Here is a 26307-nt window from a genome sequence, read left to right on the forward strand (position 1 = left end):
CCTCCACAGTCACCCGGGAATGATGCTGTTCGCCGTTTCGTGGAAGTCCCACCAATCGGCACGGTGATATTTGACGAGTGTGCCCGAGGTTCGGGTGAGTAGCAGCCAGTTTCCGTTGACGGCAAACGCAGCGTCCTCGGACCCGCTGGTCAGTACGTTCTGCACGATCCACAGCGCATTGTTGAGTGCCCGATCGGGGTCCCCGGTCTTCTCCATGCGGAAGGTGGTGTTGACGTACTCCGCGGGCTCCCACTCCCACCACGTGTCATTGTCCATTTCGGCGTCGTAGTAGCCGTTCCGGCCGGCGCGGATCGTGAGGAAGAAGCCGTATCGGTCATAAAGATCCGCGGAGAACAGGGGTGGTCCGTCGGTCGGCCGCTCGCTGGGATCGGGGAGGGCCCGTGCGGTGACCTGCTCGGCGGTGGTCGTTCCGGCAAGGGTCAGGCGGTACTCGATCGCCATGCGTCACGCTCACTTCGGGCCGTCGAAGGGGATGATCTGCATTATGTCGCCGTTCTGGGTGAGTACTTTGACCTCTTTCAGGTCATCGATCGGCCAGTCGGAAAACTGTCGCTGTAGATCGGACATGTCCCCCTGCCAGTCGGTGGTGTTCACCACGACCCTCTGAGTCTGGCCGTCGGACACCTTCTCGGCGACCTCGGTCCAGATGCCTCGAACGGGTTTCGTCGGTGACGGTGAATAGCAGTCGAAGACCCGACCGTCGAGGAGAAAGTCCGGTTCTGACTTCGGCTTGCCGGTGTCGCCGGTAGCCTCCCGGGCCTGAGCGATCTGGGCTGTCGAAGGATTCTGGTGGAGATTGTGTCCCTTCCCGGCGAGCTGGACCGCTGCCGAGTTCTCGAGTTCCAGGGCGCGCTTGACCTGTGGGTCCTCCCGCTTGCCGATGCGAGTGGGGTGCCCGGTCGGGATGCCGCCCGGCTGGCCGGTCGGGTGGGTCACCGGAGAAGCCGTGCCGAAGGGTTCGCCGTGGGTGCTGGAGTGTGAGGCGTCGGCCTGTCCCGTGTCGACGCTGTGTGTTCCGCCGTGGGTGCGCCGGGGGCGTGGTGTCCCCGCGTCGCGGTGAGGTTCCCTGGGTCGTGGCATGGCCGCCCCGCTCGCTGGAAGTCCTCGCATGGTAACGATTGCCGTCGATTTCGACTGTCGGCTGGCATCCACCGAGCGCTATTGACGGGATTGATGAGCGTATGTAACGTGACGGTTGCCACCTTGTTAAAACGTTTCATAAAGCCTGCTCACCAGGGCTTTCCGGCGCCCTCGCGTGCTGCCGAATCGGCAGCACGCGGTTCATGAGTGCTGCATTGAAACGATTTCTCCCAGGAGCCGCCGTGCGCACCCTGCGCCCGCGGGCGGCCGTCACCGCGACCTGGAGGCGACCCGATGAGACGCCGCACGATCCTCGGCCTCGGCGCGGCCGCCGCGCTGCCCTGGCCCGCCGTCCCCGCCGTGGCCGGGACGAAGGCCGGCGCCGGCATCACCGCCGGCGCCAAGTTCCGATGGTGGTGGCCGCACGGCCTGGTCGACCCGGCCGAGATCGCCCGGGAGATCGACCAGATCGCCGACGCCGGTTTCGCCGGCGCCGAGATCCAGGACGTGCACCACAGCGTGCGGGTGGACCTGGACGCCGTCGGCCACGGCTGGGGCACCGCCCCCTGGCGGGAGGCGGTCGAGGCGGCGTTGCGCCAGGCCGAGCGGCGCGGCATCACCGTCGACCTGGCCGTCGGCCCGAGCTGGCCGGCCGCCGTCCCCGGCATCACCCCGGACGACCCGGCCGCCGCCAAGGAACTGGTGCACACCGTCACCCCGTTCACCGGGGGCATCACCGCGGCGGTCGCGCCCGGAGTCTTCGCCGTGCAGATCGCCCGGCTGGTCTCGGCCGGCGTGCTCGACCCCACCTCGGTGCGCACCCTCATCCCGGTGGACGGGCAGGTCGAGGTGACCGTCGCCGACGGCGAGTGGCTGCTGTTCACCTACCGGATCCAGGGGTCCGGGCAGGAGCCGGAGGGCGGGCCGCACACCGACCCGGACGCGCTCGTCGTCGACCACTTCAGCGCGGCCGGCACCGCCGCGATCGTCGACGCCTGGAACCGCCTGATCCTGACCGGGCCGATCCGCCGGCTGCTGCGGCAGGCGGGCGGTGACCTGTTCGAGGACTCCCTGGAGCTGGAGTCGGACCATACGATCTGGACGCCGGACCTGGTCGCCGCGTTCGGCCGGCGGACCGGCACCGACCTGCTGCCGCTGCTGCCGGTCGTGATCGCGCCGAAGGGCAAGTACCTCTACGCCTTCGACAGCGACACCACGAACCACGCGCGGGACGCGGTCAGCCAGGTGCTGTCCGATCTGTACCACGAACACCACCTGCTGCCACTGCGCGACTTCGCGCACTCGCTCGGGCTCCGGCTGCGTGCCCAGCCGTACGGGCTGACGACCGACGCGATCCGCAGCGCGACACTGCTCGACGTGGCCGAGGGGGAGTCGCTCGGGTTCAAGAACCTGGACGACTTCCGGGTGCTCGCCTCGGCCCGCGACATGGCCGGCACGACGGTCCTGTCCTGCGAGGCGGCCGCCTACGCGAACGGCGCGTACAGCACCACGTGGAACAAGGTGCTCCAGACGATGGGCAGCGTGTTCGCCGGCGGCGTCAACCAGGCTGTCCTGCACGGGTTCGCCTACCGGGATGCGCCGGGCGCGGAGTGGCCCGGGTTCGCGGCGTTCTCGCCCTACAACGGGACCGGCATCGGCTATGCGGAGGCGTGGGGTCCCCGGCAGCCCACCTGGCGGCACATACGCGGGATCGCGGACTGGTTCGCGCGTACCCAAGGATTGCTCCAGACCGGAACCGCCCGCGCCGACCTGGCGTTCTTCCGGCAGAAGGGCTGGACCGCGACCGGGATCGGCGCACCCTGGGCGACCAACGACGGCATCCCGGTCGGCTGGACGCACGGCTTCGTCGACGAGGCCTCGCTGGCGCTGCCCGCGGCGACAGTCCGGGGTGGCAGGCTGGGGCCGCCGCGATACCGGGCGCTGATCCTGGACGGCGACGTCTTCCGATCAAAAGATCACACCTTGGGGGTACGCGCAGCGCGCCGTCTCGTGGAGTTCGCCCGCTCCGGGCTGCCGACGATCGTGGTCGGTGACTGGTCCGACGCGCATCCGGTCGACCTGAAACCACTGGTGGCGGAGCTTCTGGCACAGCCGGCGGTCCGCGTGGTGGCCGATCAGGGCGGTATCCCGGCGGCCCTGGAGGCGCTCGGCGTCCACCGTGCCGTGGAGTACGAACGCTCGTCCCTGATGACCGTGCACCGCGTCGACGGCGACACCGACCTCTACTACCTGGCCAACGCCCGGCACGCGGAGAACCGGGTGATCACCGCGATCGACCAGGACGTGTGGCTGGCCACCACTTCCCGGACGACCGTGCCGGTCCTGCTGGATGCGTGGACCGGGGAGCGGCGCGGAATCCCGTTCACCCGCGACGGCGACCGGGTCCGCATCCGGGTGGCCCTGCAACCCGGCCAGTCCCGGTTGATCGTGTTCCAGCGGGCCCGGATCCCGGTGCGGATCCGGACCTTCACCGATCCGCCGATGGAGCTGACCGATTGGGATCTGTCGGTGGAGGACTGGCGGCCGGACGGCGCGACGGCGCACCACCTCACCCTCACCGGCCTCGTGCCCTGGTCGGCGCTGCCCGAACTGGCCGACGTGTCTGGTGTCGGCACCTACCGCACCACGATCGACACGGCCACCGGCGGGCGGGCACTGCTGTCACTGGGCAAGGTCGTCGACACCTGCCGGGTACGCCTCAACGGCCGTCTGCTGCCCCCGGTCGACGTCCTGGAACCGGTCGCCGACCTGGCCCTTCACCCCGGCCGGAACACCGTCGAGGTCGAGGTCGCCACCACCCTGCTCAACCGGTTGCGCATCACCGGCCCGTCCGTCTTCGGCATCGCGGCCCGCCAGGGCTACGGCCTGCTCGGCCCCGTCACGCTGAGGTGGTACCGATGAAACGGCGCACCGCCCTGTCGGCCGGGGCGGCGCTGGACACACGTGGAGATCCGGGTCGCCGGCAGAACCACCGACTGGACGGGGTCCGGTCAGGGACGGCCGACGATCAGCCGTAGGGCGCCCCTGAATTCCGGCTGCTCGCGCAGGTGGCCGAACCGGTCGTCCCACGCACCCGACTCCAGGTCGGCACGCAGCCGGCCCAGCCCGCCGGCGGCGGCCGCGGGGTCGACGAAGTTCCAGGCGGACTGCGCGGCGCGTACCCGCGGATCCAGGAACTGCTCCGGCCGGGCGTAGTAGGCCTCGGTGAACCCGTCCACGCAGTCGATCGGCACCGGCACCTCGAGCACCTCGGCCCGGACGCCCACCGCACCGGCGATCATCGCCACCGCCGGGTAGCGGCGACGTTCCGCGGCCATCAGCTCCGGCACATAATCGGCCAGCCACAGCCGGTCCACTGCGTCCCCGTCGAAGGTCAGCACCGCCACCGGCCCGCGGGCCACCCGGCGCATCTCGGCCAGCCCGCGGGCGGCGTCACTCCACTGGTGCACGGTCACCGTCGCCATCGCCGCGTCGAAACCGCCGTCGTCGAACGGCAGCGCCTCCGCGGTCGCGTGCAGCGCCGGGGCCGCGCCGGCCGGCCGCTGCGCCCGCATCCGGGCCGACGGTTCGACCGCCAGCACGTAACGGTCGGCCGGCTCGTACGACCCGGCCCCGGCACCCACGTTCAGCACCGTCCGGGCGTCCCCCAGCGCCGCATGGATCATCGCGGTGATCCGCGGGTCCGGCCGGCGCCGCACCGCGTAACCCGCCCCGGTGCTCTCGTAGTCGACGTCCCCGCCGTGCACAGTGGTCATGCGGCGACGCTAAACCCGTACCCCAGGGTTCAGGTCAAGAACGGGCGCGGTCTTTCCGCGTACTCGATGCGGTTCGGCCACGGCCACGGCCACCGGATCGTCCGGCGAGATCAGCCGCCGTCGGCGCGGCCGGATGCCCGAGGCTGCTGGCAGCATGGGGGCGTGACGATACGCCGGGTCGTGCAGCTGCTGGTGTCGTGTGTGGTGCTCGGGGTGGGCGTCGCGCTGCTGCTGTCGGCGGCGCTCGGCTCGGACGGCTACTCCACGATGATCAACGGGATCACCATCGCGTCCGGGCTGCCGTTCGTGGCGGTCAACTGTGCGGTGGGCCTGGTCCTGGTCGTGATGGCGTGGCTGCGCGGCACCCGCCCCGGGCTCGGCACGATCGCCCAGCCGGTCGTCGTGGGGCTCACCATCTCGGCGTTGCTCGGTGTGGTCGGAGCGCCGGACGGGATGGCCGCCCGGCTGCTGCTGACGGTCGTGGCGCTGCCGGTGCTGGCGCTGGGGGTGGCCGGATACCTGGGCAGCGGCACCGGTGCCGGGCCGACCGAGGCGGCCGCCCTGGCGTGGGATCCGCCGGTGCCGTTCCGCTGGAGCTACAGCCTGGTGCAGGGTGGCGGCGCTCTGCTCGGCTGGTTCCTGGGCGCGGCGGTCGGCCCGGGCACGTTCGTCGTCATCTTCCTGCTCGGCCCGGCCGTCGACCTGCTCCTGCGCCGGCTGCCCGCCCTGGAACTCCGCGCCCGCCGGAGCTGATCCGGCCCTCCGCCCGTACCCGAGCTGATCGTGTCTTTCCCGCCGGGCAAAGCTGATCTTGTCGGGACCGCGGCGGGTGCCTAGCGTGGGGTTGTGAGCCGAATCGTGGTTGTCGGAGCGGGCGTTGTCGGGCTGAGCGTGGCGCATGAGCTGGCGGTCGCCGGGCATCAGGTGCGGATCGTCGCGGAACGGGCGGCGTCGGAGAGCGTGTCCGCGGTGGCCGCCGCCATCTGGTTCCCGCACGCGGTGGCCATCGACGGCGGGGTGCTGGAGTCGGGGCGGGTCACCTACCAGCGGCTGGAGGAACTCGCCGCGGACCCGGCCACCGCGGTCTTCATGCGCGACGGGCTGGTCCGGGTCCGGCGCGACGGGGCCGACCTGAGCTGGACCGCCGCGGTGCCCGGGTATCAGCGGACCGCCGACGGGGTGCGCTGCACGGTGCCGGTCGTCGAGACCGGCCGGTACCTCGTCTGGCTCCAGGACCGGGTGGCGGCGCTCGGCGTGACCACCACGGTGGCCCGGATCCGTGCCACCGGACCCGAGGAACTGGTGAGCGAGGTGGGGGACCCGGACGCGGTGGTGGTGGCGGCCGGGATCCGGTCGGGGGACCTGCTCGGCGGCGACGACGAGATCTACCCGATCCGGGGACAGGTGGTACGCCTCGCCAACCCCGGCCTGACCGAGTGGTTCACCGACGACGACCACCCGGACGGGCTGACGTACGTGGTGCCGCGCACCCATGACGTGGTGTGCGGCGGGACGGGCCAGGTCGGCAGCTGGGACGAGGAGGTCGACGCGGCCACCGAGGAGGCGATCCTGCGCCGGGTCCGCGCGCTGGTGCCCGCACTGGCCGGGCAGCCGGTCCTGTCCCGGGCGGTCGGGCTGCGGCCGGCCCGGTCGGCGCGCCGGCTGGAACGGGCCGGACGGGTGGTCACGTGTTACGGGCACGGCGGTTCCGGGTTCACCCTGTCCTGGGGAGACGCGGCCCGGGTGGCGGAACTGATCGGGCCGGCGTAGCCGGGGACGGTGCTTCACGCGTACCCCTGACAGGAAGGCCGGCGCGCAACGGGGCGGCCTCGTGTTCCCGGGACCCTCGGTGCGGACCCCGATGCTCCGGCCGGGCCGGAGACCGTCACGTCTGCTGGGTAGCCTCGTTGCCGTGACGGACAAGGTGCTGACAGACAGGGTGTTGACGGACGCTGAGGCGGCGGTCTGCGACGTCGTCGGCGCCCGGGCCTTCCAGGCGGCGCGGGCCGCGGTCGCGGCCGGCGAGATCCTCGACGCCCGCTGGATCGTGGCCGGCCGGCGTGCCTCCGGCCGGATCCGCAACACCGTGCGCGGTGGCGCGCGGGCCAACGTCATGATCGGCCCGGACGGCGCGGTCACCGCTGTCGACGGTCACTGCCCGTGTTTCCGGGCGCCGCTCTGCGACCACCCGCTGGCCCTGGTGCTGGCCGCCGGCCTCGACGCCGTCGTCAAGCGGGCCGCCCGCCCCTGGGAGCCGGCCCTGGCCGCGCTGTTCGGCGACGAGGACCCCACCACGGACACACTCGGGGTGGCGGAGGCCCCGGCCGGGGCGGAGATCGGCCTGCAGTTCGAGGTCGACGCCGACCCCGCCCGGATCCTGCTGCGGCCGGTGGTCCCGGGCCGCACCGGCTGGATCCGCACCGGTGTGACCTGGCAGAACCTCGCGTATCCGTTCCACGGCGGCGCCCCGGAGACCCGCCGGCACGTGGCGCTGCTGCAGGAGTTGCGCATCCTGGCCCGCGGCAATGACCCCTACTACTACGCCGAGCCGCGGGTGATCGGCCTTGACGACTTCGCCAGCCGCCGGGTGTGGGACCTCCTGCTGGAGGCGCAGGAGGCCGGGCTGCCGCTGGTCGCTGCCGGCCGCGGCGCCGAGCCGGTGGTGGTGCGCCCGGAGCCGGTGCGGTTCTCGGTGCGCGCCGACCGCGACGGCGACGATCTGCGGCTGCGCCCGGTGCTGACCGACGGCTCATCGGTGATCGATCCCGGTCGTCTGCTGCTGGTGGGCGACCCGGCGCACGGGGTCGCCTGGTGGGACCGCAGCCCGCGGGGCCTGCCGCAGGCGCTGCGGCTGGCACCGCTGGCCCGGCCGGTGCGCCCGGAGGCCGCGTCCGCCCTGCTCGCCCCGCCGATCGTGGTGCCGGTCGCCGAGGAGCAGCGGTTCCTCCGGCAGTACTACCCCGGTCTCACCCGGCGGGCCGAGGTCGTCGCGATGCACGACTCGGTGCGGCTGCCCGATCTGGACCGGGCGACGCTCACGCTGACCGGCCGCCCACTCCCGGGCCGGCGCCTGGCGCTGTCCTGGGAGTGGGTGACCGAGATCGGCGGCGAGGACCACCGGGAGCCGCTGGGTGCCGGCCCGGAGCAGGGGTGGCGGGCCGGCACGTTGCGCGCGGCCGCCGCGATCCTCCCGCCGGACGGTCCCACGGTGGTCGACGGCGACGTGATGATCCGGCTGCTCCGCGACCTCGTCCCGCAGCTGGCGGCGCTGCCCGGCGTCGCCGTCGACATGCCCGGCGACCTGGTCGAGGAGCCCGCGGCGCCGGTCGTCGCGTTCACCAGCGTGGAGAGCGGTGAGCGCGACTGGTTCGACCTCGCCGTCCAGGTCTCGATCAACACCGAGCAGGTCGACTTCCGGGGCCTGTTCGTGGCGCTCGCCGCCGAGCAGGAGTTCCTGATCCTGCCCAGCGGGCGTTACGTGACACTGGACCGTCCCGAGTTCCGGCGCCTGCGCGACCTGATCACCGAGTCCCGGGAGCTGCACGACGCCCCGGCCGACACCGTCCGGGTCGGGCGCCACCAGGCCGGGGTCTGGCAGGACCTCGGCGAGTTGGGTGAGGTCACCGGTCCGGCCGCGGACTGGCACAGCGCCGTCCGTTCGCTCTACGCCGAGGGCGACACCCCGCGCCCGCCGGTCCCGGCGACGCTGAAAGCCACTCTGCGCGGCTACCAGGAGGAGGGTTTCCACTGGCTGGCCGCCCTCCACCGGCACGGTCTGGGCGGGGTGCTCGCCGATGACATGGGCCTCGGCAAGACGGTGCAGACCCTGGCGCTGATCTGTCACGTCCTGCAGGAGGGCGGCACACCGGATCCGTTCCTGGTGGTCGCCCCGGCGAGCGTGGTCGGCAACTGGGCCGCCGAGGCCGCCCGGTTCGCCCCGGGCCTCGACGTCCGGGTGGTGCAGCAGACCCGGGCCCGCCGCCCCGGTGGCCTGGCGGCCGCGATCGACGGCGCCGATCTGGTGATCACGTCGTACACGTTGTTCCGTCTGGAGTTCGACGACTATGCGGCCCAGCCGTGGGCCGGCCTGATCCTGGACGAGGCGCAGTTCGTCAAGAACGCCGGTTCCCAGGGCTACCAGTGCGCCCGCCGGCTGCCGGCCGCGTTCAAGCTGGCCATCACCGGCACCCCGATGGAGAACAACCTCTCCGAGCTGTGGGCGCTGCTGTCGATCACCGCGCCCGGCCTGCTGCCCCGGCACGACCGGTTCGCCGACTACTACCGCCGTCCGATCGAACGCGGTCAGGACCAGGAACGCCTCGCCCAGCTGCGCCGCCGGATCCGGCCGTTGATGCTGCGCCGCCGCAAGACCGAGGTGGCCGCCGACCTGCCCGCCAAGCAGGAGCAGACGATCGAGCTGGAGCTCAATCCGCGGCACCGCCGGATCTACCAGACCTACCTGCAGCGGGAGCGGCAGAAGGTGCTCGGCCTGCTCGGCGACATGCAGAAGAACCGGTTCGAGATCTTCCGGTCGCTGACCCTGCTGCGGCAGGCGAGCCTGGACGCCGGCCTGGTCGACCCGGAGCACCGGGGTGTCGCCTCCACCAAGCTGGACGCCCTGGTCGAGCGGGTCACCGACATCGTCGCCGAAGGGCACCGGATCCTGGTGTTCAGCCAGTTCACCCGGTTCCTCGGCGCGGCCCGGGACCGGCTGGCCGACGCCGGGATCGACTGTTCCTACCTGGACGGCAAGACCCGGGACCGGTCCGAGGTGATCGCCGGTTTCAAGGCCGGGGACGCCCCGGTGTTCCTGGTGAGTCTCAAGTCGGGCGGGTTCGGGCTGAACCTGACCGAGGCGGATTACTGCATCATGCTCGACCCGTGGTGGAACCCGGCGACCGAGGCGCAGGCGATCGACCGGATCCACCGGATCGGCCAGACCCGCAACGTGATGGTGTACCGCCTGGTCGCCAAGGACACCATCGAGGAGAAGGTGATGGCCCTGCAGGCCCGCAAGGCGGCCCTGTCCGGCAGCGTGCTCGACGGCGGCGACTTCGGTTCGGCCGAACTGACCGCCGCCGACATTCAGGGCCTGCTGGAATGAGCCGGGTTTTACCGATCGGGTGATTTAACCGAAGCTTATGGTGCTGTTCACCCGATGCCGGGCCAGTCCCAGACGACGGGTCCGGCGTGACCCGCCACGCCGATGCGGTTGCACACGTCGAACACGCCCGGCACCGACCACGCCCGCTGCGAGGCCATGCCGCTGTCCCGGGCGGTGGCCACATGCCCGGTCAGGATGACCACGCGGTTCTGCACACTGAGTTTCAGCTGGTGGCGGCCTATCTCAGGATCGAGGCGCAGGGCCTGCGCCACCCGCTGGGCCAGGTCCTCGTCGTCGAGGCTGTCGCCGTGCTGCTCGCCTAGTGGTGACATGCATGGGCCTCGCTCACAGGGGTGCACAGGTCTGGTTGAGCGAGCCTAGTCCGCCGTGTCCATCCGGGCCCACCCGGCATCGAAGCCACAGAATCGGGCACCGCGCCGTCGTCATACGACCGTCATGAATTCGCGGAATGGTCGACATCTCCGCCTCGGAGGGTTGATTCCCGAACACCATCAGCGACGAGGGGGCCACCCATGACCGCCGTTTCCGACGCATCCGGCGTCGAGTTGATCTGCGATGGTTGTGGGGAGGTGGCGTCCGCCGGCGCCTACGGGCTGCACGACACCGAATCGGTCCACGCCGCCGTGACCGGAAGCGGCTGGACGGGTTCGTCGTTCGCCCGCGGACCGCACCGGTGCCCGTCCTGTGTGGCGCCGCCGCGCTCGCTCGCCGTCGACATCCCGGACCTGTCGGAGATCGCGGTGGAGATGTTCCCGGCGGCCGCGGTCATCCGGGTGACCGGCGACGTCAGCATCGACGCCATCGGGCCCCTGCGGCAGGCCCTGGACGAGTCCCTGGCCACCCGTCCGTCCGTGATCGTCGACCTGAGCGGCGCGGGCACCGTCGACCCGCCGGTCCTGAGCACCCTGGTCCGGGCCCGCAACCTGGCCCGCCGCCACCGCAGTGAGGTCCTGCTGGCCGGCCCGTCCCGTTTCGTCCGGATGACCATGCGGACCCGCCTGCGCGCCACGTTCCGCACCTTCACCACCGTCGACCAGGCCCTGATCGCGACGGCTCCGGCTCGGTGACGGGTCCGGGCCTGCGGAACGCCGCCCGGTAACCGGCCGGGCTCGTCCCCACCACCCGCTTGAAGCGTTCCCGGAACGCGACCGGCGACCCGAACCCGGCCAGCGCGGCCACCTGCTCCACCGGCTGATCGCCCGCCTCGAGCAGGTGCTGCGCCCGCCGGATCCGGGCCCGCAGCAGCCACTGCAGGGGCGTCGTCCCGGTCTGCTCCCGGAAACGCCGGTTCAGGGTCCGCACACTCACCCCGGCCCGCCGCGCGATGGCGTCGAGCGTCAGGTCGGCCTCGCTGTTCTCCTGCATCCACAGCAGCAGCGGCTCCAGCGTGCTGCCCCGCGGTGTCGGCGGCTGTTCCGCGACGATGAACTGCGCCTGCCCGCCCTCGCGTTCCAGCGGCATCACCGACAGCCGTGCCGCGTCCGCCGCCACCGCCGACCCGAAGTCCCGCCTGATCAGGTGCAGGCACAGATCCAGCCCGGCCGCCGCACCCGCCGATGTCAGGATCATGCCGTTGTCCACGTAGAGCACGTTCGGATCCACGGTGATCCGCGGGTATGACGCCGCCAACTGTTCCGCCGCGACCCAGTGGGTGGTCGCCCGCAGCCCGTCCAGCAGACCGGTGGCCGCCAGCGTGAACGCCCCGGCGCAGATCGAGGCGATGCGCGCGCCCGCTGCCGCGCTCTTGCGCAGCGCGTCGAGAACCTCGGTGGGTACGCCCTCCGTCAGCACCGCACATCCCGGCACGACGATGGTGTCCGCCTCGAGCAGGGTGTCCAGCCCGTAGGGCACCGTGATGGTGAAGGCGCCCGCGTCGACGGTCGGGGTGAGCCCGCAGACCCGTACCTCGTAGGGTGCCCGTCCGTCCGCGAGCCGGGTCCGGTCGAACACCTCGATCGGTGTCGACAGGTCGAACGGGATCACCCGGTCCAGAGCGAGTACGGCGACGACATGCACGCCCGCCACCCTAACCGCCGTCCCGTGTCACGGGTGGCCAGAATTCGTCGGTGCACGGCAATCCAGCCAGTTCCGGCGTCGGTCACCCGGACATAGCGTCGCCCGGTGACGAAGTTCCTGCTCTCCCTGCACGTCCTGGCGGCCATCATCGCGATCGGCCCGGTGACCGTGGCCGCCGGCATGTTCCCCGCCGCGGCCCGCCGCGATCACTCCGCCCTGCCGCTGCTGCACCGGATCTGCCGCGTCTACGCCGTGTTCGGCATCGCCGTCCCGGTCTTCGGCCTGGCCACCGCGAGCAGCCTCGGCGTTCTCACCGATACCTGGCTGGTCGTCTCGATCGTGCTGACCCTGGCCGCCGCCCTGATCCTGGGCCTGCTGATCCTGCCGTACCAGCAGCGCATCCTGTCCGGCACGCCGGCCGTCCGGCCCGCCCGGCTGGCCATGCTCACCGGCGTCTTCAACCTGCTCTGGGCCACGGTGACGATCCTGATGATCGTCCGCCCCGGTTCGACGACGGGAGCCTGACCGTGAGCGTGCCCCGCGCCCTGCCGCTCGCCGCCACGGTGGAGCTGGTGTCCCTGCTGGTCCTGCTCGTCAACCTGGTGACCGTCCACTGGAGACCGGTCACGTCCCTGACCGGCCCGGTCCACGGCTGCGCCTACCTGTTCGTCATCGTCCTCACCCTCACCCACCGCGACGCCACCCTCCGCGCGCGTCTGCTCGTCCTGATCCCCGGCATCGGCGGCCTCCTGGCCCTGCGCCTGCTCCCCGCCGGTCCCGATCGGGCCTGAAAACCGCGCTCCGCACCGCCCGCGCTGTCAAGTCATGGACAGATCCTCGGGATGTCGATCGATCCACTGGATACTCCTGCGACAGGCGGCGCGGATACGGAGGTCCCTGCGTGGCGGTCAACGAAACCCCCGGTGGCACCTCGAGCCGGCTGTGGGCCGGCACCCGGTGGCTGTTCGTCGTTCTCGGCGCCGGGGCACTGGTGCTCGGCTTCCTCGGACTGCAGGAGTTCCTCGGCGCCGAGCAGTACGCGCACTACGGCCGGCGCCCGCTCGACGTCCTCTACTACGACCTGCAGCTCTTCGTGCTCGACTCGGCGCCGCTGGGCGACGGCGGCGTGCTGCCGTTGCGGCTGGAGGTGGCGCGTTTCCTGGCGCCCGCGGTCACCCTGTTCGCCCTCGCCGAGACCGTGCGGGTGCTGCTCTCCGGCGAGTGGTCACGCTGGCGCAGCCGCACCGCCGGCGGCCATGTCGTCGTGGTCGGCGAGACGCCGCTGGCCGACGCCCTCGCCGCGAGCGCCCTCGCCGACGGCCGGCGGGTGGAACGGATCGCGGCCGGTGACGAACTGTCGCTCCGGTCCGTGGGCGCGGCCGGTGCCGACGTGATCCACGCCTGCGTCGATCACCAGCAGGGCGGTGGCGCGCCGAACATCGCCGCGGTGGCGACGGCCGTCGCCGTCGTCGAGCCCGGCCTGGTCCGGTCCGGGCCGTTGCGCGCCTACGCCTGGATCGACGACCAGGTGCTGGGCCGGGCGCTGGCGGCCCGCTGGCTCAGCCACGCCACCCCCGACGGTGTCCGCCTGGACTTCCTGGTCGCCGACGAACTCGCCGCGCGGGAACTGGTCCGCAGCGAACCGCTCGGCGCACCCCTGATGATCATCGGTTTGGGTGCGTTCGGTCAGTCCCTGCTGATCGAGTACGCCCGCCGCTGGCGTCTCCTCACCGGCGCCGGCCGCCTGCCGGTGACGCTTGTCGACGACGCCGCGTCCACGTTGGTCCCCGCCCTGCTGGACACCTGGGACGTGGTCCGCGACCACTGCGACGTGACGGTCGTCGACGGTCCGGCGCCGGTGCCGGCCGCGAACCGTCATCGCGTCTACGTCTGTTACGACGACGAGCAGCGCGCGCTGTCGACCGCCCTGACCATGATCCACCTCTGGCCCGGCGACCCGGGTTCCCTGGTGGTCCGCCTCGACCGGCTGAAGCATCACAGCGTGGTCTTCGGGAGCACCGCCGGCCATCTGCTGGACGACCTGCGCGGTCGTATTCGCATGATCGACACGACGGTACTAGCCTGTAGGCCCATGGTGCTGGACGAGGATCTCACGGAACGACTGGCCCGGGCCGTCCACGCGCACTACCTGACGTCCCAGGTGGCGAAAGGGACGCCGATGGGTGCCAACGCCTCCATGGTCGAGTGGGACGACCTCGCCGAGGACGCGAGACAGGCCAACCGCGGTCAGGCCGCCGGCATCGGCGCGAAGATCCAGGCGATCGGCGCGACGGTCGCCCCGCGGGTCGGCCCGGCCGAGCCGTTCGCCTTCACCCCGGCCGAGCTCGACCAGCTGGCCGAGCTGGAACACGAACGCTGGTGCGAGGAACGCACCGCCGCGGGCTGGACCTACGCCGAGACCCGCGACAACGACGCCAAGCAGCATCCGTCCCTGGTCGAGTGGGCGGTCCTCTCCCCGTCCGAACGGGCCAAGGACCGCGAGGCCGTCCAGAACCTGCCGGCGATCCTCGCCGAGATGGCCCTGCAGATCGTCCGTCTCTGACACCGAGGGCACGGGACGAGCTCCGACGCCGAGGGCCCGGGACGAGCTCCGACGCCCGGGACGAGCGCTGAAGCCGCCAGCCCGGGTTCCGCCACACACCCACCTGGCCGTGGTGATTTCGGCCGTCCACGGCGCCCGAAATCACCACAGCGCGGTGGGCGGTGGTGAGTCGGGGCAGCGGGCGCGCCCCGATTCACCACGCGAGGTCGGTTGCGGGTGACGGCGACCGCCGGCCCGGGTCAGCCCAGACGACGGCGGGTGCGGGTGGCGGCCACCGGGTCGATGCCGCCGGTGCTCCACCCGCCGGCCAGCTCGATGCTCTCCGCGCGCCCCGACCGCACGTGGTCGAAGGCCAGCCGTTCCGCCGCGGTGACGTCCCCGTCGGCGAAGGCCGTGTACATCTCCTCGTGTTCCTCGCACTGCCGCACCGGGTCGCGCCGGCGGGTCAGGTGGAACAGCCACTGCACACGCGCCGCCAGCGGCCGCATCATGTCGCTGAGCAGCGGATTGGCGGCTATCGCGACGACCTCGTGGTGGAAGGCGGCGTTGGCGGAGGCGGTCGCGGCCTCGTCGTGCCGGTGCGCCGCGTCGCGCGCCGCGTCCATGTGCTCCCGCAGCCGCGCCAGCCCCGCGGGTGTCGCCCGTTCCGCTGCCAGCCGGGCGGCCAGGACTTCGAGGCTTTCGCGTACGTCGAAGAGATCGCGCACGTCGTCGGCGGTGAAGGGCGCGACGATCGCCCCCTGACGCGGAACGATCACCACGAGCCCGTCCTGTTGCAGCAGTTGCAGCGCCTCGCGCAGCGGGATGCGGGAGACGTCGAGTTCGGTGGCGAGGTCGCGCTCGATGAGGCGGGAGCCGGGCGGGTGGTGCAGGCCGACGATGCGGTCCCGCAGGGCGGTGTAGACGGTGTCACGCAGGGTGCGGTCGGTGGCCACCGCGTAACGGTATACCGAGAGGTTCTGGAAGCAGAGAGCTAACGGCGGCGCAACGAGCCGACAACAAAGTCTCCCGATCCTCTAGTGGTATACCACTAGAGCGCCACCCCCGAGGAGAACGCCATGAAGGTCCTTGCCCGCAGTGCCGCCCTCGCGGTGTCGTCGCTGCTACCGCTCGCCCTGATCGCCGGATGCGGCGACGACCGGGCCGAGGCCGGCAACGGTGACGGCAAGCTCAAAGTCGGGGTGTTCCTGCCCGGCTCGATCAGTGACACCGGCTTCATGCAGTCCGCCTACCTGGGATATCAGCGTCTGCAGGCGGCCCTCGGCGACGAGGTCGACCTCAGCTACGTCGAGCGGGTCGAGGCCGCCGACTACGAGCAGGCCCTGGTCCGGTTCGCCTCCGCCAGCGACCTGGTCGTCTCGGTCGGCGGCCAGACCGACGCCGACGTGCGCAAGGTCGCCCCGCAGTTCCCGGAGGTGACGTTCGTCGAGATCGGCGGGCCTGCCGACGCCGTACCGCTGGCCAACCTCGCCTACTACGACCCGCAGCAGGCCGAGGCCGAGTTCCTCAGCGGGGTGGTGTCCGCCGCCTCGTCGCAGAAGGGTGCCGTGGGGTTCGTCGGCGGCGTGGAACTGCCGGCCATCGTCAACGCCGCGAAGGCGTACGCCAACGGGGTGGCCTTCGCCGGAACCGGCGCCGAGGTCCTCGCGCCGCAGTACGTCGGGGACTTCAACGACCCGGCGAAAGCCAAGCAGGCCGCCGCGGCCGACTTCGGGGCGGGCGCCGACGTGCTCGGACAGATCGTCAACCTCGGCAAACAGGGCATCGAACAGGCCGCGAAGGAGTCCGGCGCCCGCATGGTCGGCGGTCCGATCCCGGGCGACTGCACGGACAGCGCCTACGTCGGCTACGTGAAGACCGACATCGGGGCCGAACTCGAGTACGCGGTGCACGCCGTCCTCGACGGCACGTGGAAGGCCGAGCAGGTCCGGTTCGGGCTGACCTCGGACAACGGCGGCACCGACTTCGTCCTCTGTACGAAGGACGACGCGGTCGCGGCACTGCTCGCCAAGGCCAAGAGCGAGCTGGCCTCCGGCGCGGTCACGGCGTACTGATCATGGGGCTGCTGGTGCTCGAGGATCTGGGACGGTCGTTCGGACCGGTCCGCGCGCTGCACGGGGTCTCGCTGACGGTGGCCCCGGGAACGGTGCACTGCGTTCTCGGCGAGAACGGCGCCGGGAAGTCCACCCTGTGCAACCTGGTGTACGGCGGGTTCGCGCCGACCACCGGAACGATGACGTTGCGGGGCCGGCGGTACCGGCCGGGTTCACCGGCGCAGGCGCTGGCCCACGGGGTGGCGATGGTGCACCAGCATTTCTCGCTGGTCCCGACCATGACCGTGGAGCAGAACCTGCTGCTCGGCGGCCGCGGACTGCGGCTCCGCAAGGCGGACCTGGGCCGTCGCCTGGAGCGGATCGCGGGGGAGTTCGGCCTCACCGTCCCCCGGGACGCGCTCGTCGGTGACCTGCCGATCGGGGCCCGGCAACGCGTGGAGATCGTCAAGGCGCTGCTGCCCGGCCCGGACCTGGTGCTGCTCGACGAGCCGACCGCGGTCCTCGACGGACCGGAGATCGAGGCGCTGATCGCCACCTGCCGGGCCGTCGCCGCGTCCGGCAGGTCGGTGGTGCTGGTGACCCACAAGCTGGGCGAGGTGGCCGCGGCCGCCGACGAGGCCACCGTCCTGCGATCCGGCACCGTCGCCGGTGGTGGTCCGCTGGCCGGGGACGCCTCGGTTCCCCGGCTGCTGGCGCTGATGCTGGGACGGGACCCGGACGACCTCGATCCCGCCGTCACCGCCGGCCTGGGCGTTCGCGTCGACGTGGCCACCGGCGACGCCACCGACGTCGACGCGGCTACCGGCGACGCCACCGTCGGCGACGCTGCCGCGGAGCGGGCCGGCGGATCGGCCGGCCGGGAGCCGGTGCTCCGGGTGGAGGGGATCACCCTGGGACGGGCCGGCCGGACCCGGATCCTGGCGGACGTCTCGCTCACCCTCGCGCCGGGGGAGATCGTCGGGATCGCCGGGGTGGAGGGCAACGGGCAGAGCGACCTCGTGCACGTGCTCTCCGGCGCCACGCGTGCCGACGCCGGCACCGTGCACCTCGGCGGCGTGGACATCACCCGGGCCACGCCGGCCCGGCGGACCGCGCTCGGGCTCGGTGTCGTCCCCGAGGACCGGCACCACGAGGCGATGGTCGGGGCGATGTCGGTGGCCGAGAACCTGTACCTGGCCCGGCTCGGTGACTTCCGCAGGTTCGGTCTCCTGGACCGGCGGCGCCTCGACACGGCCGCGGCGGACGTCATCGCCTCCTTCGACATCCGGACGTCGTCACCGCGTACCCCGATGGGATCCCTGTCCGGTGGAAACCAGCAGAAGGTGGTGCTGGCCCGGGAGGTCGCCATCCCCGGCCTGAAGGTGCTCATCGCCGCTCAACCCACCCGGGGCCTGGACGTCGGGGCCGTCGACCACGTTCTGGCCCGGTTGCGGGCGGTGGCCGCCGGCGGCGTCGCCGTCCTGGTCGTCTCCAGTGAACTCCCCGAACTGCTCGCCCTGTGCGACCGGATCCACGTCGCCTACTCCGGCCGGCTTCTCGGACCGGTGCCGGCCGGCGGCGAGCGGGCCGCCGACGAGATCGGCGCCCTGATGACCGGAGCCGGCCGGTCCGCGGCAGCACCGGCGAACGAAGAGACCGGAGCCGTCGCATGAGGAGCATGAGAAGCACGAGGAGAGCACTCGTCGCGGGTGGCGCGGTCCTGGTCGCCCTGCTCGCCGGGCTGGCACTGGCCGCCCTCGCCGGCGCCGGGCCGGCCACCACGATCGGCGCGCTGGCCGAGGGGATGGCCGGCACACCCTACGCGATCGGCAAGTCGCTCAACACCGCCGCCGTGCTCATGCTGGTCGGCGCCGGGTTCTCCCTCGCGCACCGGGCCGGCCTGGTCAACGTCGGCGGCGAGGGGCAGCTCTGCGCCGGTGGCATCGCCGCGACCGCGGTCGGCACCACCCTGCCGGCGGCGACCCCCGCACTGGTCGGGGTGCCGCTGACGCTGCTCGCCGCGTTCACCGCCGGTGGCCTGTGGGCGGCGATCGCCGCGGTCCTGCTGGTCCGGCGCGGCACCAGCGAGATCATCACCACGCTGCTGCTGAACTTCGTCGGCCTCGCCCTGGTCACCCTGATGGTCCACGAGCCGACCCTGCTGCGGCAGCCGGTGACCTCGTCGGAGACGCTTCCGCAGTCCGCGCCCCTGGTCGACGGCGCCCACCTGCCGCTGCTCGGTGTCGAACGGTCTCCGGCGACGGTGGCGATCCTGCTCGCCCTGATCGCCACCGCGGTGATCGGCGTGGTCAGCCGGCACACCCCGGCCGGGTTGCGGCTGCGGGCCCTCGGGCAGTCACCGGCCGCCGCCGCCCGCCTCGGCGTCCGGGCCGGGCCCACCCGGGTGGTGGCCCTCTCCACGGCCGGGGCGTTCGCCGGTCTCGGCGGCGGCCTGCTGGTGTCCACCGCCCCCGCCCTGCTCGCCGAGGGGTTCACCTCCGGTTTCGGCTTCGCCGGACTGGTCGTCGGGCTGCTCGCCGGCGGCTCGATGCTCGCGCTGACCGCCGCCGCCCTGCTGCTCGCGTTCCTCACCTCGGGCGGCATCAACCTGCAACTGGTCGCCGGGGTCCCGTCCACCACCGTGGCGATCATCCAGAGTTTGATCATCCTGCTGATCGCGGCCACCGCGACGTGGGCGGCAGGGAAGAAGGCGACCCGATGATGCTCACCCAGATCCTGGTCAGCGGCCTCGGCCTGGCGCTACCGCTGCTGATCGCCGCCGTCGGGGAACTCGTCAGCGAACGTGCCGGTGTCCTCAACCTCAGCCTCGAGGCGATGATGCTGACCGGCGCGTTCACCGCCGTCACCGGCACCGTCCTGACCGGATCCGCCTGGCTGGGTGCCGCGTGCGGTCTCTGCGGCGGCCTCCTGGTCGGTCTCGCACAGACCCTTCTCTCGGTACGCCTCCGTGCCGACCAGATCGTCGTCGGTGTCGCCGCGAACGCGCTGGCCCTCGCCGCCACCACCTTCGGCGCGCGGCTGCTGCTCGACGGCGATCGGGGGGTCACCGGGTTCGAGCGCTTGCCGATCCCGGTTCTGGCCGACGTCCCGGTGATCGGGCCGGTCCTGTTCGCGCAGACGGCACTGGGTTACCTCTGCGCCGGCGTGGTGCTGGTGACCGGTCTGCTGCTCGGTCCCCGTACCGGCTGGGGGCTGCGGATCGACGCCACCGGGGAGGACGCCGGTGCCGCCGACTGGACCGGTCTGCCGGTCCGCCGGATCCGGGCCCTGTGCATCCTGCTCACCTCGGCGCTGGCCGGACTCGGCGGCGCGCAGCTGGCCCTCTCCGAGGTGCACGCGTTCAGCGACAACATGACCGCCGGGATCGGTTATCTCGCCGTGGTCGCGGTCATCGCCGGACGGTGGCGCACCCCGGGGACGGTCGTCGCGGCGGTCGCGTTCGGGGTCGCCCAGGCGTTGCAGTACGCCCTGCCGGCGGCCGGTGTGGGCCTGCCGCCCGCGGTGCTCACGATGATCCCGTACCTGGTGGCGATCGTCGCCGTCAGCGGCCTGGCCGGGGCGAGCCGGGCACCGTCGTGCCTGACCGTCCCGTTCGCCCGTGCCTGATCCGCTCGATTCTCTCTGGAGGAGCCGTCCCGATGACCGTTGTGCTCACCGCTTCCGACGTCGCCGCGCTGTTACGGCGAGACGAGGTCCGGGACGCCCTGGAGGAGGCGCACGCCGACCTCGCCCGCGGGCTGGCGCAGGTGCCCGCCCCGGCCGCCATGACCTCCGCGGACCGGGGGAGCCACCTGCCGATGGCCGCGGTCGCGGGCCGGTACGCCGGTGTGAAGATGCTCGCCGACCTGCCGGCGAACGCGGAACGGGGACTGCCGGTGCAACGGTCGGCGATCCTGCTGACGTCGGCTGCGACCGGGGAGTGTCTGGCGTTGGTGGACGGTCGCCTGGTCACGGCGGTCCGGACGGCCGCGGCCAGCGCGGTGGCCACCCGGCATCTGGCCCGCCGGGACGCCACCGTCCTGGGACTGGTCGGGGCGGGGGCACTCGCGGTCGAGCACACCCGGGCGATCGCGAAGATCCGGCCCATCGAGCGGGTCGTCGTCTGGTCGAGGACGGAGGCCACGCTCACCGCGTACCGCAGAGAGATCGACGGCCTGGACCTGGAGATCGTGGCCGCGGCCGACGCGGAGGAGGTCGTCCGCACGGCGGAGGTGGTCTGCACCCTCACCCCGTCCCGGACCCCTCTGGTGCGCGGGGCGTGGTTCGGTGCCGGGCTGCACGTGAACGCGGTCGGCGCGCCGCCGCGCCCGGATCACCGGGAGGTCGACGGCGCCGGTCTCGCCCGTGCGAGGCTGATCGTGGACAGCCGGGCCACGGCGCTGGCCAAGTCCGGTGAGGTGCTGCTGGCGATCGCCGAAGGGCACATCACCGAGGACGATCTGACCGATCTGGGTCAGGTGATCGTCGGCGCCGCGCCCGGGCGGACCGGCGACGACGACATCACCCTGTTCAACTCGGTGGGGCTCGGGCTGCAGGACGTGGTCACCGCCGGGCTGCTCGTCGAACACGCGCGACGCGAGAAGGTGGGTACGACCGTGGATCTGCGCTCATGACCGCCTTTCTGCTGCGGGCCGTGGAACTCGCCCGGCAGGCCCGGGACCGCGGTGACCGCCCGTTCGGGGCGGTCATCACCGATGTGGCCGGCAATGTCCTGGCCGAGGGCCGCAACGGGGTCACCACCAGCGGCGACATCCGGGCGCACGCCGAGCTCGACGCCGTCGCGAACGCCCGGGGCCCGGTCACCGGCGGGACGGTCTGGGCCAGTGGCGAGCCGTGCCCGATGTGTGCCGCCGGGATGGTGTGGGCGGGTGTGTCGAGGATCGTCTTCGCCGCCGCCACCCGCGATTTCACGCCGCTGCTCGGCGGCGACGGGCCGCGGTTCACGCTGACCTGCGCTGAGGTGATCGCCGCGAGCAACGCGCCGATCGTGGTGGAGGGGCCGGTACCGGTCACCGGGGCCCTCGACGTCTTCCGGGCTTGACCTCTACCGAGGTTGAGGTGTGAGGCTGCCGGGATGAGCTTGACGCCGACCGAACTGGCCTACCTCGCGAGCCAGCACCTGGGCCGCCTCGCCACCCTCCGCCCCGACGGCACCCTGCAGAACAGTCCGGTGGGTTTCCAGTGGAACGAGGAGACCTCCACGATCGACATCTTCGGCTTCAACATGGAGTCCAGCCGAAAGTTCCGCAACGTCGCGGCCACCGGGCAGGTCGCGTTCGTCGTCGACGACCTGCCGTCGGTCGAGCCGTGGCGGGTGCGCTGCCTGGAGATCCGCGGCACCGCGGAGGCGATCGAGGAGCCCACCCCGCTGATCCGCGTCCACCCGCGGCGCGTCATCAGTTTCGGTATCGAGGAGACCGACACCGAGGCGCACTCGTTGACCCTGAACGCCCGCGACGTCGCCTGACCGGGACGGAGAACAGCGACGGCGTCCGCCCCCGTGTGGGGCGGGCGCCGTCGTTCAGGTCTCAGGACCTCGGCCGCGCGGTCTTCCGGGCCTCAGCCGCGCGGTGCCGGACCGGATCCAGCCGGCCAGGCGGCGCCCCGCGGGGGGATCAGGGGGCGACGGCGCGGCGGACGGACTCGCGGAGGTATGCGCGGCGGCGGTCGTGGTCGGCGGCCGGGTCGGCCGGGGACGCCGCGTAGGCGCTGCTCACCGGGGACCACGCGCAGGCCATCGCGATCACCGTGGCGATCATGTCGTTCGGGTCGCCGGGGCGCAGCAGGCCGGCGTCCTGCGCGGTGGTGATGGCCGCCACCTTCGCGTCGTGCGTGGCGGTCTCGTCGGCCAGGGGCCCGGACGGCTGCCGTTCGAGGCGAACCCAGGTGGCGAGCCGGACCATCTCCGGGTGGGTCAGGTTCTCGTCGTAGATGCGGACCGCCCAGCCCGGCAGGTCGGCCGCGTCGAACGGGGCCACGTCCATCATCCGCCGGGCCGCGTCGGCGATCACCGCGTCGAACAGGGCGTCCTTGTTGCCGAAGTAGCCGTAGAGCTGCGCCTTGTTGGTGCGGGCCGCCTGCACGATCCGTTCGACGCGGGCGCCGGCGATGCCGCGGAGTGCGAACTCCTCGGCGGCGGCGTCCAGGATGCGGCGGCTGGTCGCGGCTCCCTTGGCGGTGGCGGGTGGTCCGGGCATGACCCAATCTAACAAACAGACCAGTCAGTTTGTTTTCTGGGGAGTGCGGGGCTACGGTGGGCCGCGGCGCCAAAAATACCGAACAGTTTGTTTTTTCTGGAGGGTTCATGCGCACCACGACCGCCTGGCGGAGTTCGAACGGCTCCACCACCCTCGACCGGGTCACCGTCGAGCGCCGCGACCTGCGCGACGACGACATCGCGGTCCGTATCGACTACTGCGGGGTCTGCCACAGCGACCTGCACCAGATCCACCGGCACGCACAGGGCTCGGTCGTCCCGGGGCACGAGTTCACCGGCACGGTCACCGCGATCGGCTCCGCGGTCACCCGCTTCGCCGCCGGCGACCGGGTGGCCGTCGGCACCGTGGTCGACGCCTGCCTGACCTGTGCGATGTGCACGGCCGGGCAGGAGGTCTACTGTCTCGGCGGCGCCACCTACACCTACGCCGCGCCGGACCGGGTGGACGGCACCATCACCCTCGGGGGATACAGCCGGGAGTACGTCGTCCGTGACGCCTTCGCCTACCCGCTGCCGGCGGGCCTCGACCCGGCGGCGGCCGCCCCGCTGATGTGCGCCGGCGTCACGGTCTGGGACCCGATGGAGTCCGCCGGCATCGGCCCGGGCAGCCGGGTGGCCGTCGCCGGTATGGGTGGACTCGGACATCTGGCGATCAAGCTGGCGGTGGCCCGGGGCGCCGACGTGACGGTGCTCAGCCGTACCCCGGACAAGACCGCCGACGCGCTGGCGCTCGGCGCCCGGGATCTGATCGACGAGGCCCGCCGGGACGAGGTCCGGGGCGGTTTCGACCTGATCGTCGACACCATCTCCGCCCCGCACGACACCGCCGCCCTGCTGCGCCTGCTGGCCCTGGACGGCACCCTCAGCATGCTGGGCTACTTCGGCACGCTCGAACTCGACGTGATGGACCTGATGGCCGGCCGCAGGAGACTCACCTCGTCGGGCACCGCAGGCCGGGTGGCCACCGCGTCGCTGCTGGACTTCGCCGCCCGGCACGGCATCACCGCGGACATCGAGCTGCTGCCGTCGGCAAAGGCCGGCGAGGCCCTGACCCGGTTGGAGCGGGGCGACGTCCGGTACCGCTTCGTCCTGGACCTGGCCGACCTGGACTGATCACCAGCCGGGACGAAGGCGGCGGAGACCACCCGGCGCCCTGTGACGGATTCACCCTGGCGCTCACTCACTGTTACCGGCATAATCGCCGCTCATGAGCCACCTCGCCGCGACACCGGCACCCGGCCGGTACGCCGCGTGACGGCCGGCCGTCAGCGGGCCCGGGCGCTGCTCGAGGTCGGCCGGCTCGACCAGGCCGAGGCCGCGCTGCGGTCCGCGCTTGTCGAGGCACCCGGGGACGCCGAACTGCTGACCCTGCTCGCGTACGCGCTGCGCCGCCAGGAGAAGTTCCCGCAGGCCCGGGAGGCGTGCCGGGCCGCGCTCGCCGCCGACCCGCGGCAGGCGTCCGCGCACCTCGAGCATGCCGAACTGATGCTCGCCCTGTACAGCTCCCGGGACGCGATCGCCCCCGCCGAACAGGCGATCCGGCTCGAGCCGCACGACCCGGACGGCTACCTGGTGCTGGCCCGGGCCCTGGTCGAGCGCAGGCGGCTGCCCGAGGCCCGCGCCGCCGCCGACCACGGCCTGCGGCTCGCCCCGCACTCGGTCTACGCCCTGCTCACGATGGCCGACGTGGCCCGCGCCGAGGGGAACCGGGACGAGGCCGACCGCTTCGTCCGGGCCGCCCTGGCGCGCGACCCGGAGAGTCCACACGGCCGTTGGCTGCTCGCCATGCTGCAGGCCGACCGGCTGCACGTCCGCGCCTCGGTCCGCACCCTGCGGGACGTGGCCCGGGACAATCCGGCCCAGGCCGACGCGCAGGCCATCGCCTGGCCGGTGCGCCGGCTGCTCACCGTGCTGCGTCACTGGTGGCCGGCCACCCTGCTGATGATCTGTGCGGCCGCGCTGCTCGCCGGTTACTGGATCCCGGCGGTGCACGTCCCGGCTCGGATCATGGCGGGTGTCGACGTGGCGACCGTGATCGCGCTCTGGACCCGGCTGCTCGTTCCGGCCGGCCGGGCCCCGTGGCGGGCGATGGGACTGTCGTCCCGGGTGCTGCGGCGCACCACGTATGCGGGCATCGGTGTGGCCGTCCTCCAGATGACCGTGCTCACCGCGTACACGATGACCGGTCTTCGGTGGTTGCCCTCGATCGCCGTGGCGCTGGTCCCGGTCCGGTGGATGCTGACCGGTTGGGAGGTGCTCGGCGCCTACCGGCAGGACGTGCCCGCGCAGATGATGTTCTCCGACCTGCGCGGCGAGCTGCGCCAGTGGTGGCGGGAGACGCGGGACGAGCTGCGCGAGGCCTGGAAGGACCCTCAGGATCCCGCCCGCCGGCGGTGACGCCAGGCCAGCACCGTCACGACCAGGACCGCCGCCACGTCCGCGTGGATCAGCGCCGCCTGTGGTCCGCCGAACAGCGCCACGAACGGCAGGGCCAGGAACGCCGTCAGGCACAGCACCGAGACGGTCGGGAACGGCCGGAGCGGGCCGGGTCCACGCATCCGCCGGACGAACCGCGGGTCGCTGCACAGCCGGCGTTCGATGTCCTCGAGCGCCCGCGCTTCGCTCTCGTCGAGCATCGGGTCTCCCTGACGAACCCTTCGCAGTATCGCAGGGTGTATCCGAATTGCGGGTGATCCTGCGATATGAGGCGAATTGAGACACGGGAAGTCTATAACGGGAGGGGAGATATCCGCAGGTGAGGAGCTTGGATGACTACCGTCGCCCCGAGGCCGACGCCGATCCGCCCCCATCCGGTCCGCCGGCAGGTGAAGGGTTCGGCCCTGGCCCGGCTGCTGCGCACGACGGACGCCAAACAGATCGGGATCATGTATCTGGTCACCTCGATCGTGTTCTACATGGTCGGTGGCCTGATGGCCCTGCTCATGCGGGCGGAGCTGGCCAGGCCGGGCATGCAGATCCTCTCGCCCGAGCAGTTCAACCAGCTGTTCACCATGCACGGCACCGCCATGCTGCTGTTCTTCGCGACACCGATCGTGTTCGCGTTCGCCAACTACATCGTCCCGATCCAGATCGGTGCGCCGGACGTCTCGTTCCCGCGCCTCAACGCGTTCGCGTACTGGCTCTACCTGTTCGGGACGCTCACCGCGATGAGCGGCTTCCTGATGCCCGGAGGAGCGGCTGACTTCGGCTGGTTCGCCTACAGCCCGCTGAGCGACAGCCTGCACTCGCCGGGCATCGGCGGCAACGCCTGGGTGGTCGGCCTCGCGATCAGCGGTCTCGGCACGATCCTCGGCTCGGTCAACCTGATCACCACGATCCTGACCCTGCGCGCCCCCGGCATGACGATGTTCCGGATGCCGATCTTCACCTGGAACATGCTGGTCACCGCGCTGCTGGCGATCCTGATCTTCCCGTTCCTGGCCGCCGCGCTGTTC

26 protein-coding genes are annotated in these 26307 nt (G+C 72.2%); 18 read left to right on the forward strand and 8 right to left on the reverse strand.

Annotated elements, in window-relative coordinates:
- Nucleotides 1–9: 9 nt before the first annotated feature.
- Nucleotides 10–462 (reverse strand): SitI3 family protein, encoded by a 453-nt coding sequence (locus tag WH85_RS02335; RefSeq protein WP_045739922.1) that lies wholly within the window; start codon nucleotides 460–462, stop codon nucleotides 10–12.
- Nucleotides 463–471: 9 nt separating this feature from the next.
- The gene (locus WH85_RS02340; protein ID WP_425394607.1) at nucleotides 472–957 is read right to left on the reverse strand and encodes a CdiA C-terminal domain-containing protein; all 486 of its coding nucleotides are present in this window, start codon (nucleotides 955–957) and stop codon (nucleotides 472–474) included.
- A gap of 438 nt (nucleotides 958–1395) precedes the next feature.
- On the opposite strand from WH85_RS02340, the gene WH85_RS02345 reads away from it, so the two are divergent.
- Nucleotides 1396–4023 carry a glycosyl hydrolase gene (locus WH85_RS02345; RefSeq protein ID WP_045739923.1) on the forward strand — a complete coding sequence of 876 codons (2628 nt, stop codon included), beginning with the start codon at nucleotides 1396–1398 and terminating at the stop codon, nucleotides 4021–4023.
- 89 nt (nucleotides 4024–4112) lie between these two features.
- On the opposite strand, the gene WH85_RS02350 is transcribed toward WH85_RS02345, so the two are convergent.
- Complete coding sequence (locus tag WH85_RS02350) at nucleotides 4113–4877, reverse strand: class I SAM-dependent methyltransferase (RefSeq protein WP_045739924.1); 765 nt, start codon at nucleotides 4875–4877, stop codon at nucleotides 4113–4115.
- Nucleotides 4878–5039: 162 nt separating this feature from the next.
- Between WH85_RS02350 and WH85_RS02355 the strand changes: the two genes are divergently transcribed.
- From WH85_RS02355 to WH85_RS02365, 3 genes are all read left to right on the forward strand, one after another.
- Nucleotides 5040–5630 carry a YczE/YyaS/YitT family protein gene (locus WH85_RS02355; protein WP_045739925.1) on the forward strand — a complete coding sequence of 197 codons (591 nt, stop codon included), beginning with the start codon at nucleotides 5040–5042 and terminating at the stop codon, nucleotides 5628–5630.
- A 93-nt stretch (nucleotides 5631–5723) separates the two neighbouring features.
- Entirely contained in the window at nucleotides 5724–6647 is a 924-nt protein-coding gene (locus WH85_RS02360) for an FAD-dependent oxidoreductase (protein ID WP_045739926.1), read from the forward strand.
- A 142-nt stretch (nucleotides 6648–6789) separates the two neighbouring features.
- Nucleotides 6790–9981 carry a DEAD/DEAH box helicase gene (locus WH85_RS02365; protein WP_052720096.1) on the forward strand — a complete coding sequence of 1064 codons (3192 nt, stop codon included), beginning with the start codon at nucleotides 6790–6792 and terminating at the stop codon, nucleotides 9979–9981.
- A gap of 47 nt (nucleotides 9982–10028) precedes the next feature.
- Here WH85_RS02365 and WH85_RS02370 read toward each other — a convergent pair whose 3' ends face one another.
- The gene (locus WH85_RS02370) at nucleotides 10029–10313 is read right to left on the reverse strand and encodes a BON domain-containing protein (protein WP_045739927.1); all 285 of its coding nucleotides are present in this window, start codon (nucleotides 10311–10313) and stop codon (nucleotides 10029–10031) included.
- A gap of 201 nt (nucleotides 10314–10514) precedes the next feature.
- Here WH85_RS02370 and WH85_RS02375 point away from each other — a divergent pair, with 201 nt between their 5' ends.
- Nucleotides 10515–11069, forward strand: coding sequence for an STAS domain-containing protein (locus tag WH85_RS02375; protein ID WP_083448729.1), 555 nt, complete (start codon nucleotides 10515–10517; stop codon nucleotides 11067–11069).
- On the opposite strand, the gene WH85_RS02380 is transcribed toward WH85_RS02375, so the two are convergent.
- Nucleotides 11023–12018 (reverse strand): GlxA family transcriptional regulator, encoded by a 996-nt coding sequence (locus tag WH85_RS02380; RefSeq protein ID WP_045739998.1) that lies wholly within the window; start codon nucleotides 12016–12018, stop codon nucleotides 11023–11025. The two genes, WH85_RS02375 and WH85_RS02380, sit on opposite strands and share 47 nt — an antisense overlap.
- Before the next feature lie 105 nt (nucleotides 12019–12123).
- Here WH85_RS02380 and WH85_RS02385 point away from each other — a divergent pair, with 105 nt between their 5' ends.
- The 3 genes from WH85_RS02385 to WH85_RS02395 all read left to right on the forward strand — a co-directional run bounded on the left by WH85_RS02385 (nucleotide 12124) and on the right by WH85_RS02395 (nucleotide 14581).
- The gene (locus WH85_RS02385) at nucleotides 12124–12543 is read left to right on the forward strand and encodes a hypothetical protein (RefSeq protein ID WP_045739928.1); all 420 of its coding nucleotides are present in this window, start codon (nucleotides 12124–12126) and stop codon (nucleotides 12541–12543) included.
- Between the two features lie 2 nt (nucleotides 12544–12545).
- Nucleotides 12546–12809: a DUF3817 domain-containing protein gene (locus tag WH85_RS02390; RefSeq protein WP_245673787.1), complete on the forward strand. Its 264-nt coding sequence runs from the start codon at nucleotides 12546–12548 to the stop codon at nucleotides 12807–12809.
- 110 nt (nucleotides 12810–12919) lie between these two features.
- Entirely contained in the window at nucleotides 12920–14581 is a 1662-nt protein-coding gene (locus tag WH85_RS02395; protein ID WP_045739929.1) for a RyR domain-containing protein, read from the forward strand.
- 239 nt (nucleotides 14582–14820) lie between these two features.
- Here WH85_RS02395 and WH85_RS02400 read toward each other — a convergent pair whose 3' ends face one another.
- Nucleotides 14821–15516: a GntR family transcriptional regulator gene (locus WH85_RS02400; RefSeq protein ID WP_045739930.1), complete on the reverse strand. Its 696-nt coding sequence runs from the start codon at nucleotides 15514–15516 to the stop codon at nucleotides 14821–14823.
- Nucleotides 15517–15639: 123 nt separating this feature from the next.
- Between WH85_RS02400 and WH85_RS02405 the strand changes: the two genes are divergently transcribed.
- From WH85_RS02405 to WH85_RS02435, 7 genes are read left to right on the forward strand one after another with little or no spacing between them, the layout of a single operon-like run.
- A complete protein-coding gene (locus tag WH85_RS02405; RefSeq protein WP_045739931.1) occupies nucleotides 15640–16635 on the forward strand; it encodes a BMP family ABC transporter substrate-binding protein in 996 nt (331 codons plus the stop codon).
- A 2-nt stretch (nucleotides 16636–16637) separates the two neighbouring features.
- Complete coding sequence (locus WH85_RS02410) at nucleotides 16638–18287, forward strand: ABC transporter ATP-binding protein (protein WP_045739932.1); 1650 nt, start codon at nucleotides 16638–16640, stop codon at nucleotides 18285–18287.
- A gap of 5 nt (nucleotides 18288–18292) precedes the next feature.
- The gene (locus WH85_RS02415; RefSeq protein WP_052720098.1) at nucleotides 18293–19336 is read left to right on the forward strand and encodes an ABC transporter permease; all 1044 of its coding nucleotides are present in this window, start codon (nucleotides 18293–18295) and stop codon (nucleotides 19334–19336) included.
- Nucleotides 19333–20241 (forward strand): ABC transporter permease, encoded by a 909-nt coding sequence (locus tag WH85_RS02420; protein ID WP_045740000.1) that lies wholly within the window; start codon nucleotides 19333–19335, stop codon nucleotides 20239–20241. The genes WH85_RS02415 and WH85_RS02420 overlap by 4 nt, the downstream gene beginning before the upstream one ends.
- A 32-nt stretch (nucleotides 20242–20273) precedes the next feature.
- On the forward strand, nucleotides 20274–21248 hold the full coding sequence (locus tag WH85_RS02425) for an ornithine cyclodeaminase family protein (RefSeq protein ID WP_045739934.1): 975 nt from the start codon (nucleotides 20274–20276) through the stop codon (nucleotides 21246–21248).
- Nucleotides 21245–21676: a nucleoside deaminase gene (locus WH85_RS02430; protein ID WP_045739935.1), complete on the forward strand. Its 432-nt coding sequence runs from the start codon at nucleotides 21245–21247 to the stop codon at nucleotides 21674–21676. The genes WH85_RS02425 and WH85_RS02430 overlap by 4 nt, the downstream gene beginning before the upstream one ends.
- Before the next feature lie 33 nt (nucleotides 21677–21709).
- Nucleotides 21710–22102 carry a PPOX class F420-dependent oxidoreductase gene (locus tag WH85_RS02435; protein WP_045739936.1) on the forward strand — a complete coding sequence of 131 codons (393 nt, stop codon included), beginning with the start codon at nucleotides 21710–21712 and terminating at the stop codon, nucleotides 22100–22102.
- A 148-nt stretch (nucleotides 22103–22250) separates the two neighbouring features.
- Here the strand turns inward: WH85_RS02435 and WH85_RS02440 are convergent, their stop codons facing one another.
- Nucleotides 22251–22832: a TetR/AcrR family transcriptional regulator gene (locus WH85_RS02440; RefSeq protein ID WP_045739937.1), complete on the reverse strand. Its 582-nt coding sequence runs from the start codon at nucleotides 22830–22832 to the stop codon at nucleotides 22251–22253.
- A 107-nt stretch (nucleotides 22833–22939) separates the two neighbouring features.
- Between WH85_RS02440 and WH85_RS02445 the strand changes: the two genes are divergently transcribed.
- On the forward strand, nucleotides 22940–23965 hold the full coding sequence (locus tag WH85_RS02445) for an NAD(P)-dependent alcohol dehydrogenase (RefSeq protein WP_045739938.1): 1026 nt from the start codon (nucleotides 22940–22942) through the stop codon (nucleotides 23963–23965).
- Nucleotides 23966–24103: 138 nt separating this feature from the next.
- On the forward strand, nucleotides 24104–25249 hold the full coding sequence (locus WH85_RS02450) for a tetratricopeptide repeat protein (RefSeq protein WP_045739939.1): 1146 nt from the start codon (nucleotides 24104–24106) through the stop codon (nucleotides 25247–25249).
- On the opposite strand, the gene WH85_RS51475 is transcribed toward WH85_RS02450, so the two are convergent.
- Nucleotides 25225–25488, reverse strand: coding sequence for a DUF3040 domain-containing protein (locus WH85_RS51475; protein ID WP_045739940.1), 264 nt, complete (start codon nucleotides 25486–25488; stop codon nucleotides 25225–25227). The two genes, WH85_RS02450 and WH85_RS51475, sit on opposite strands and share 25 nt — an antisense overlap.
- 132 nt (nucleotides 25489–25620) lie before the next feature.
- Here WH85_RS51475 and WH85_RS02460 point away from each other — a divergent pair.
- Nucleotides 25621–26307: cytochrome c oxidase subunit I (locus tag WH85_RS02460; RefSeq protein ID WP_045740001.1), on the forward strand; the 687-nt coding region annotated here is incomplete at its 3' end.

The sequence above is a fragment of the Actinoplanes rectilineatus genome, from assembly GCF_000962825.1.
Lineage (GTDB): Bacteria > Actinomycetota > Actinomycetes > Mycobacteriales > Micromonosporaceae > Actinoplanes > Actinoplanes rectilineatus.

Excerpts from the sequence above, each read along its gene's own strand:
- WH85_RS02335 (WP_045739922.1), bottom strand. The coding sequence starts at position 462 with ATGGCGATCGAGTACCGCCTGACCCTTGCCGGAACGACCACCGCCGAG.
- WH85_RS02345 (WP_045739923.1), top strand. The coding sequence starts at position 1,396 with ATGAGACGCCGCACGATCCTCGGCCTCGGCGCGGCCGCCGCGCTGCCC.
- WH85_RS02350 (WP_045739924.1), bottom strand. The coding sequence starts at position 4,877 with ATGACCACTGTGCACGGCGGGGACGTCGACTACGAGAGCACCGGGGCG.
- WH85_RS02370 (WP_045739927.1), bottom strand. The coding sequence starts at position 10,313 with ATGTCACCACTAGGCGAGCAGCACGGCGACAGCCTCGACGACGAGGAC.
- WH85_RS02375 (WP_083448729.1), top strand. The coding sequence starts at position 10,515 with ATGACCGCCGTTTCCGACGCATCCGGCGTCGAGTTGATCTGCGATGGT.
- WH85_RS02405 (WP_045739931.1), top strand. The coding sequence starts at position 15,640 with ATGAAGGTCCTTGCCCGCAGTGCCGCCCTCGCGGTGTCGTCGCTGCTA.
- WH85_RS02410 (WP_045739932.1), top strand. The coding sequence starts at position 16,638 with ATGGGGCTGCTGGTGCTCGAGGATCTGGGACGGTCGTTCGGACCGGTC.
- WH85_RS02415 (WP_052720098.1), top strand. The coding sequence starts at position 18,293 with ATGAGAAGCACGAGGAGAGCACTCGTCGCGGGTGGCGCGGTCCTGGTC.
- WH85_RS02420 (WP_045740000.1), top strand. The coding sequence starts at position 19,333 with ATGATGCTCACCCAGATCCTGGTCAGCGGCCTCGGCCTGGCGCTACCG.
- WH85_RS02425 (WP_045739934.1), top strand. The coding sequence starts at position 20,274 with ATGACCGTTGTGCTCACCGCTTCCGACGTCGCCGCGCTGTTACGGCGA.
- WH85_RS02430 (WP_045739935.1), top strand. The coding sequence starts at position 21,245 with ATGACCGCCTTTCTGCTGCGGGCCGTGGAACTCGCCCGGCAGGCCCGG.
- WH85_RS02435 (WP_045739936.1), top strand. The coding sequence starts at position 21,710 with ATGAGCTTGACGCCGACCGAACTGGCCTACCTCGCGAGCCAGCACCTG.
- WH85_RS02440 (WP_045739937.1), bottom strand. The coding sequence starts at position 22,832 with ATGCCCGGACCACCCGCCACCGCCAAGGGAGCCGCGACCAGCCGCCGC.
- WH85_RS02445 (WP_045739938.1), top strand. The coding sequence starts at position 22,940 with ATGCGCACCACGACCGCCTGGCGGAGTTCGAACGGCTCCACCACCCTC.
- WH85_RS51475 (WP_045739940.1), bottom strand. The coding sequence starts at position 25,488 with ATGCTCGACGAGAGCGAAGCGCGGGCGCTCGAGGACATCGAACGCCGG.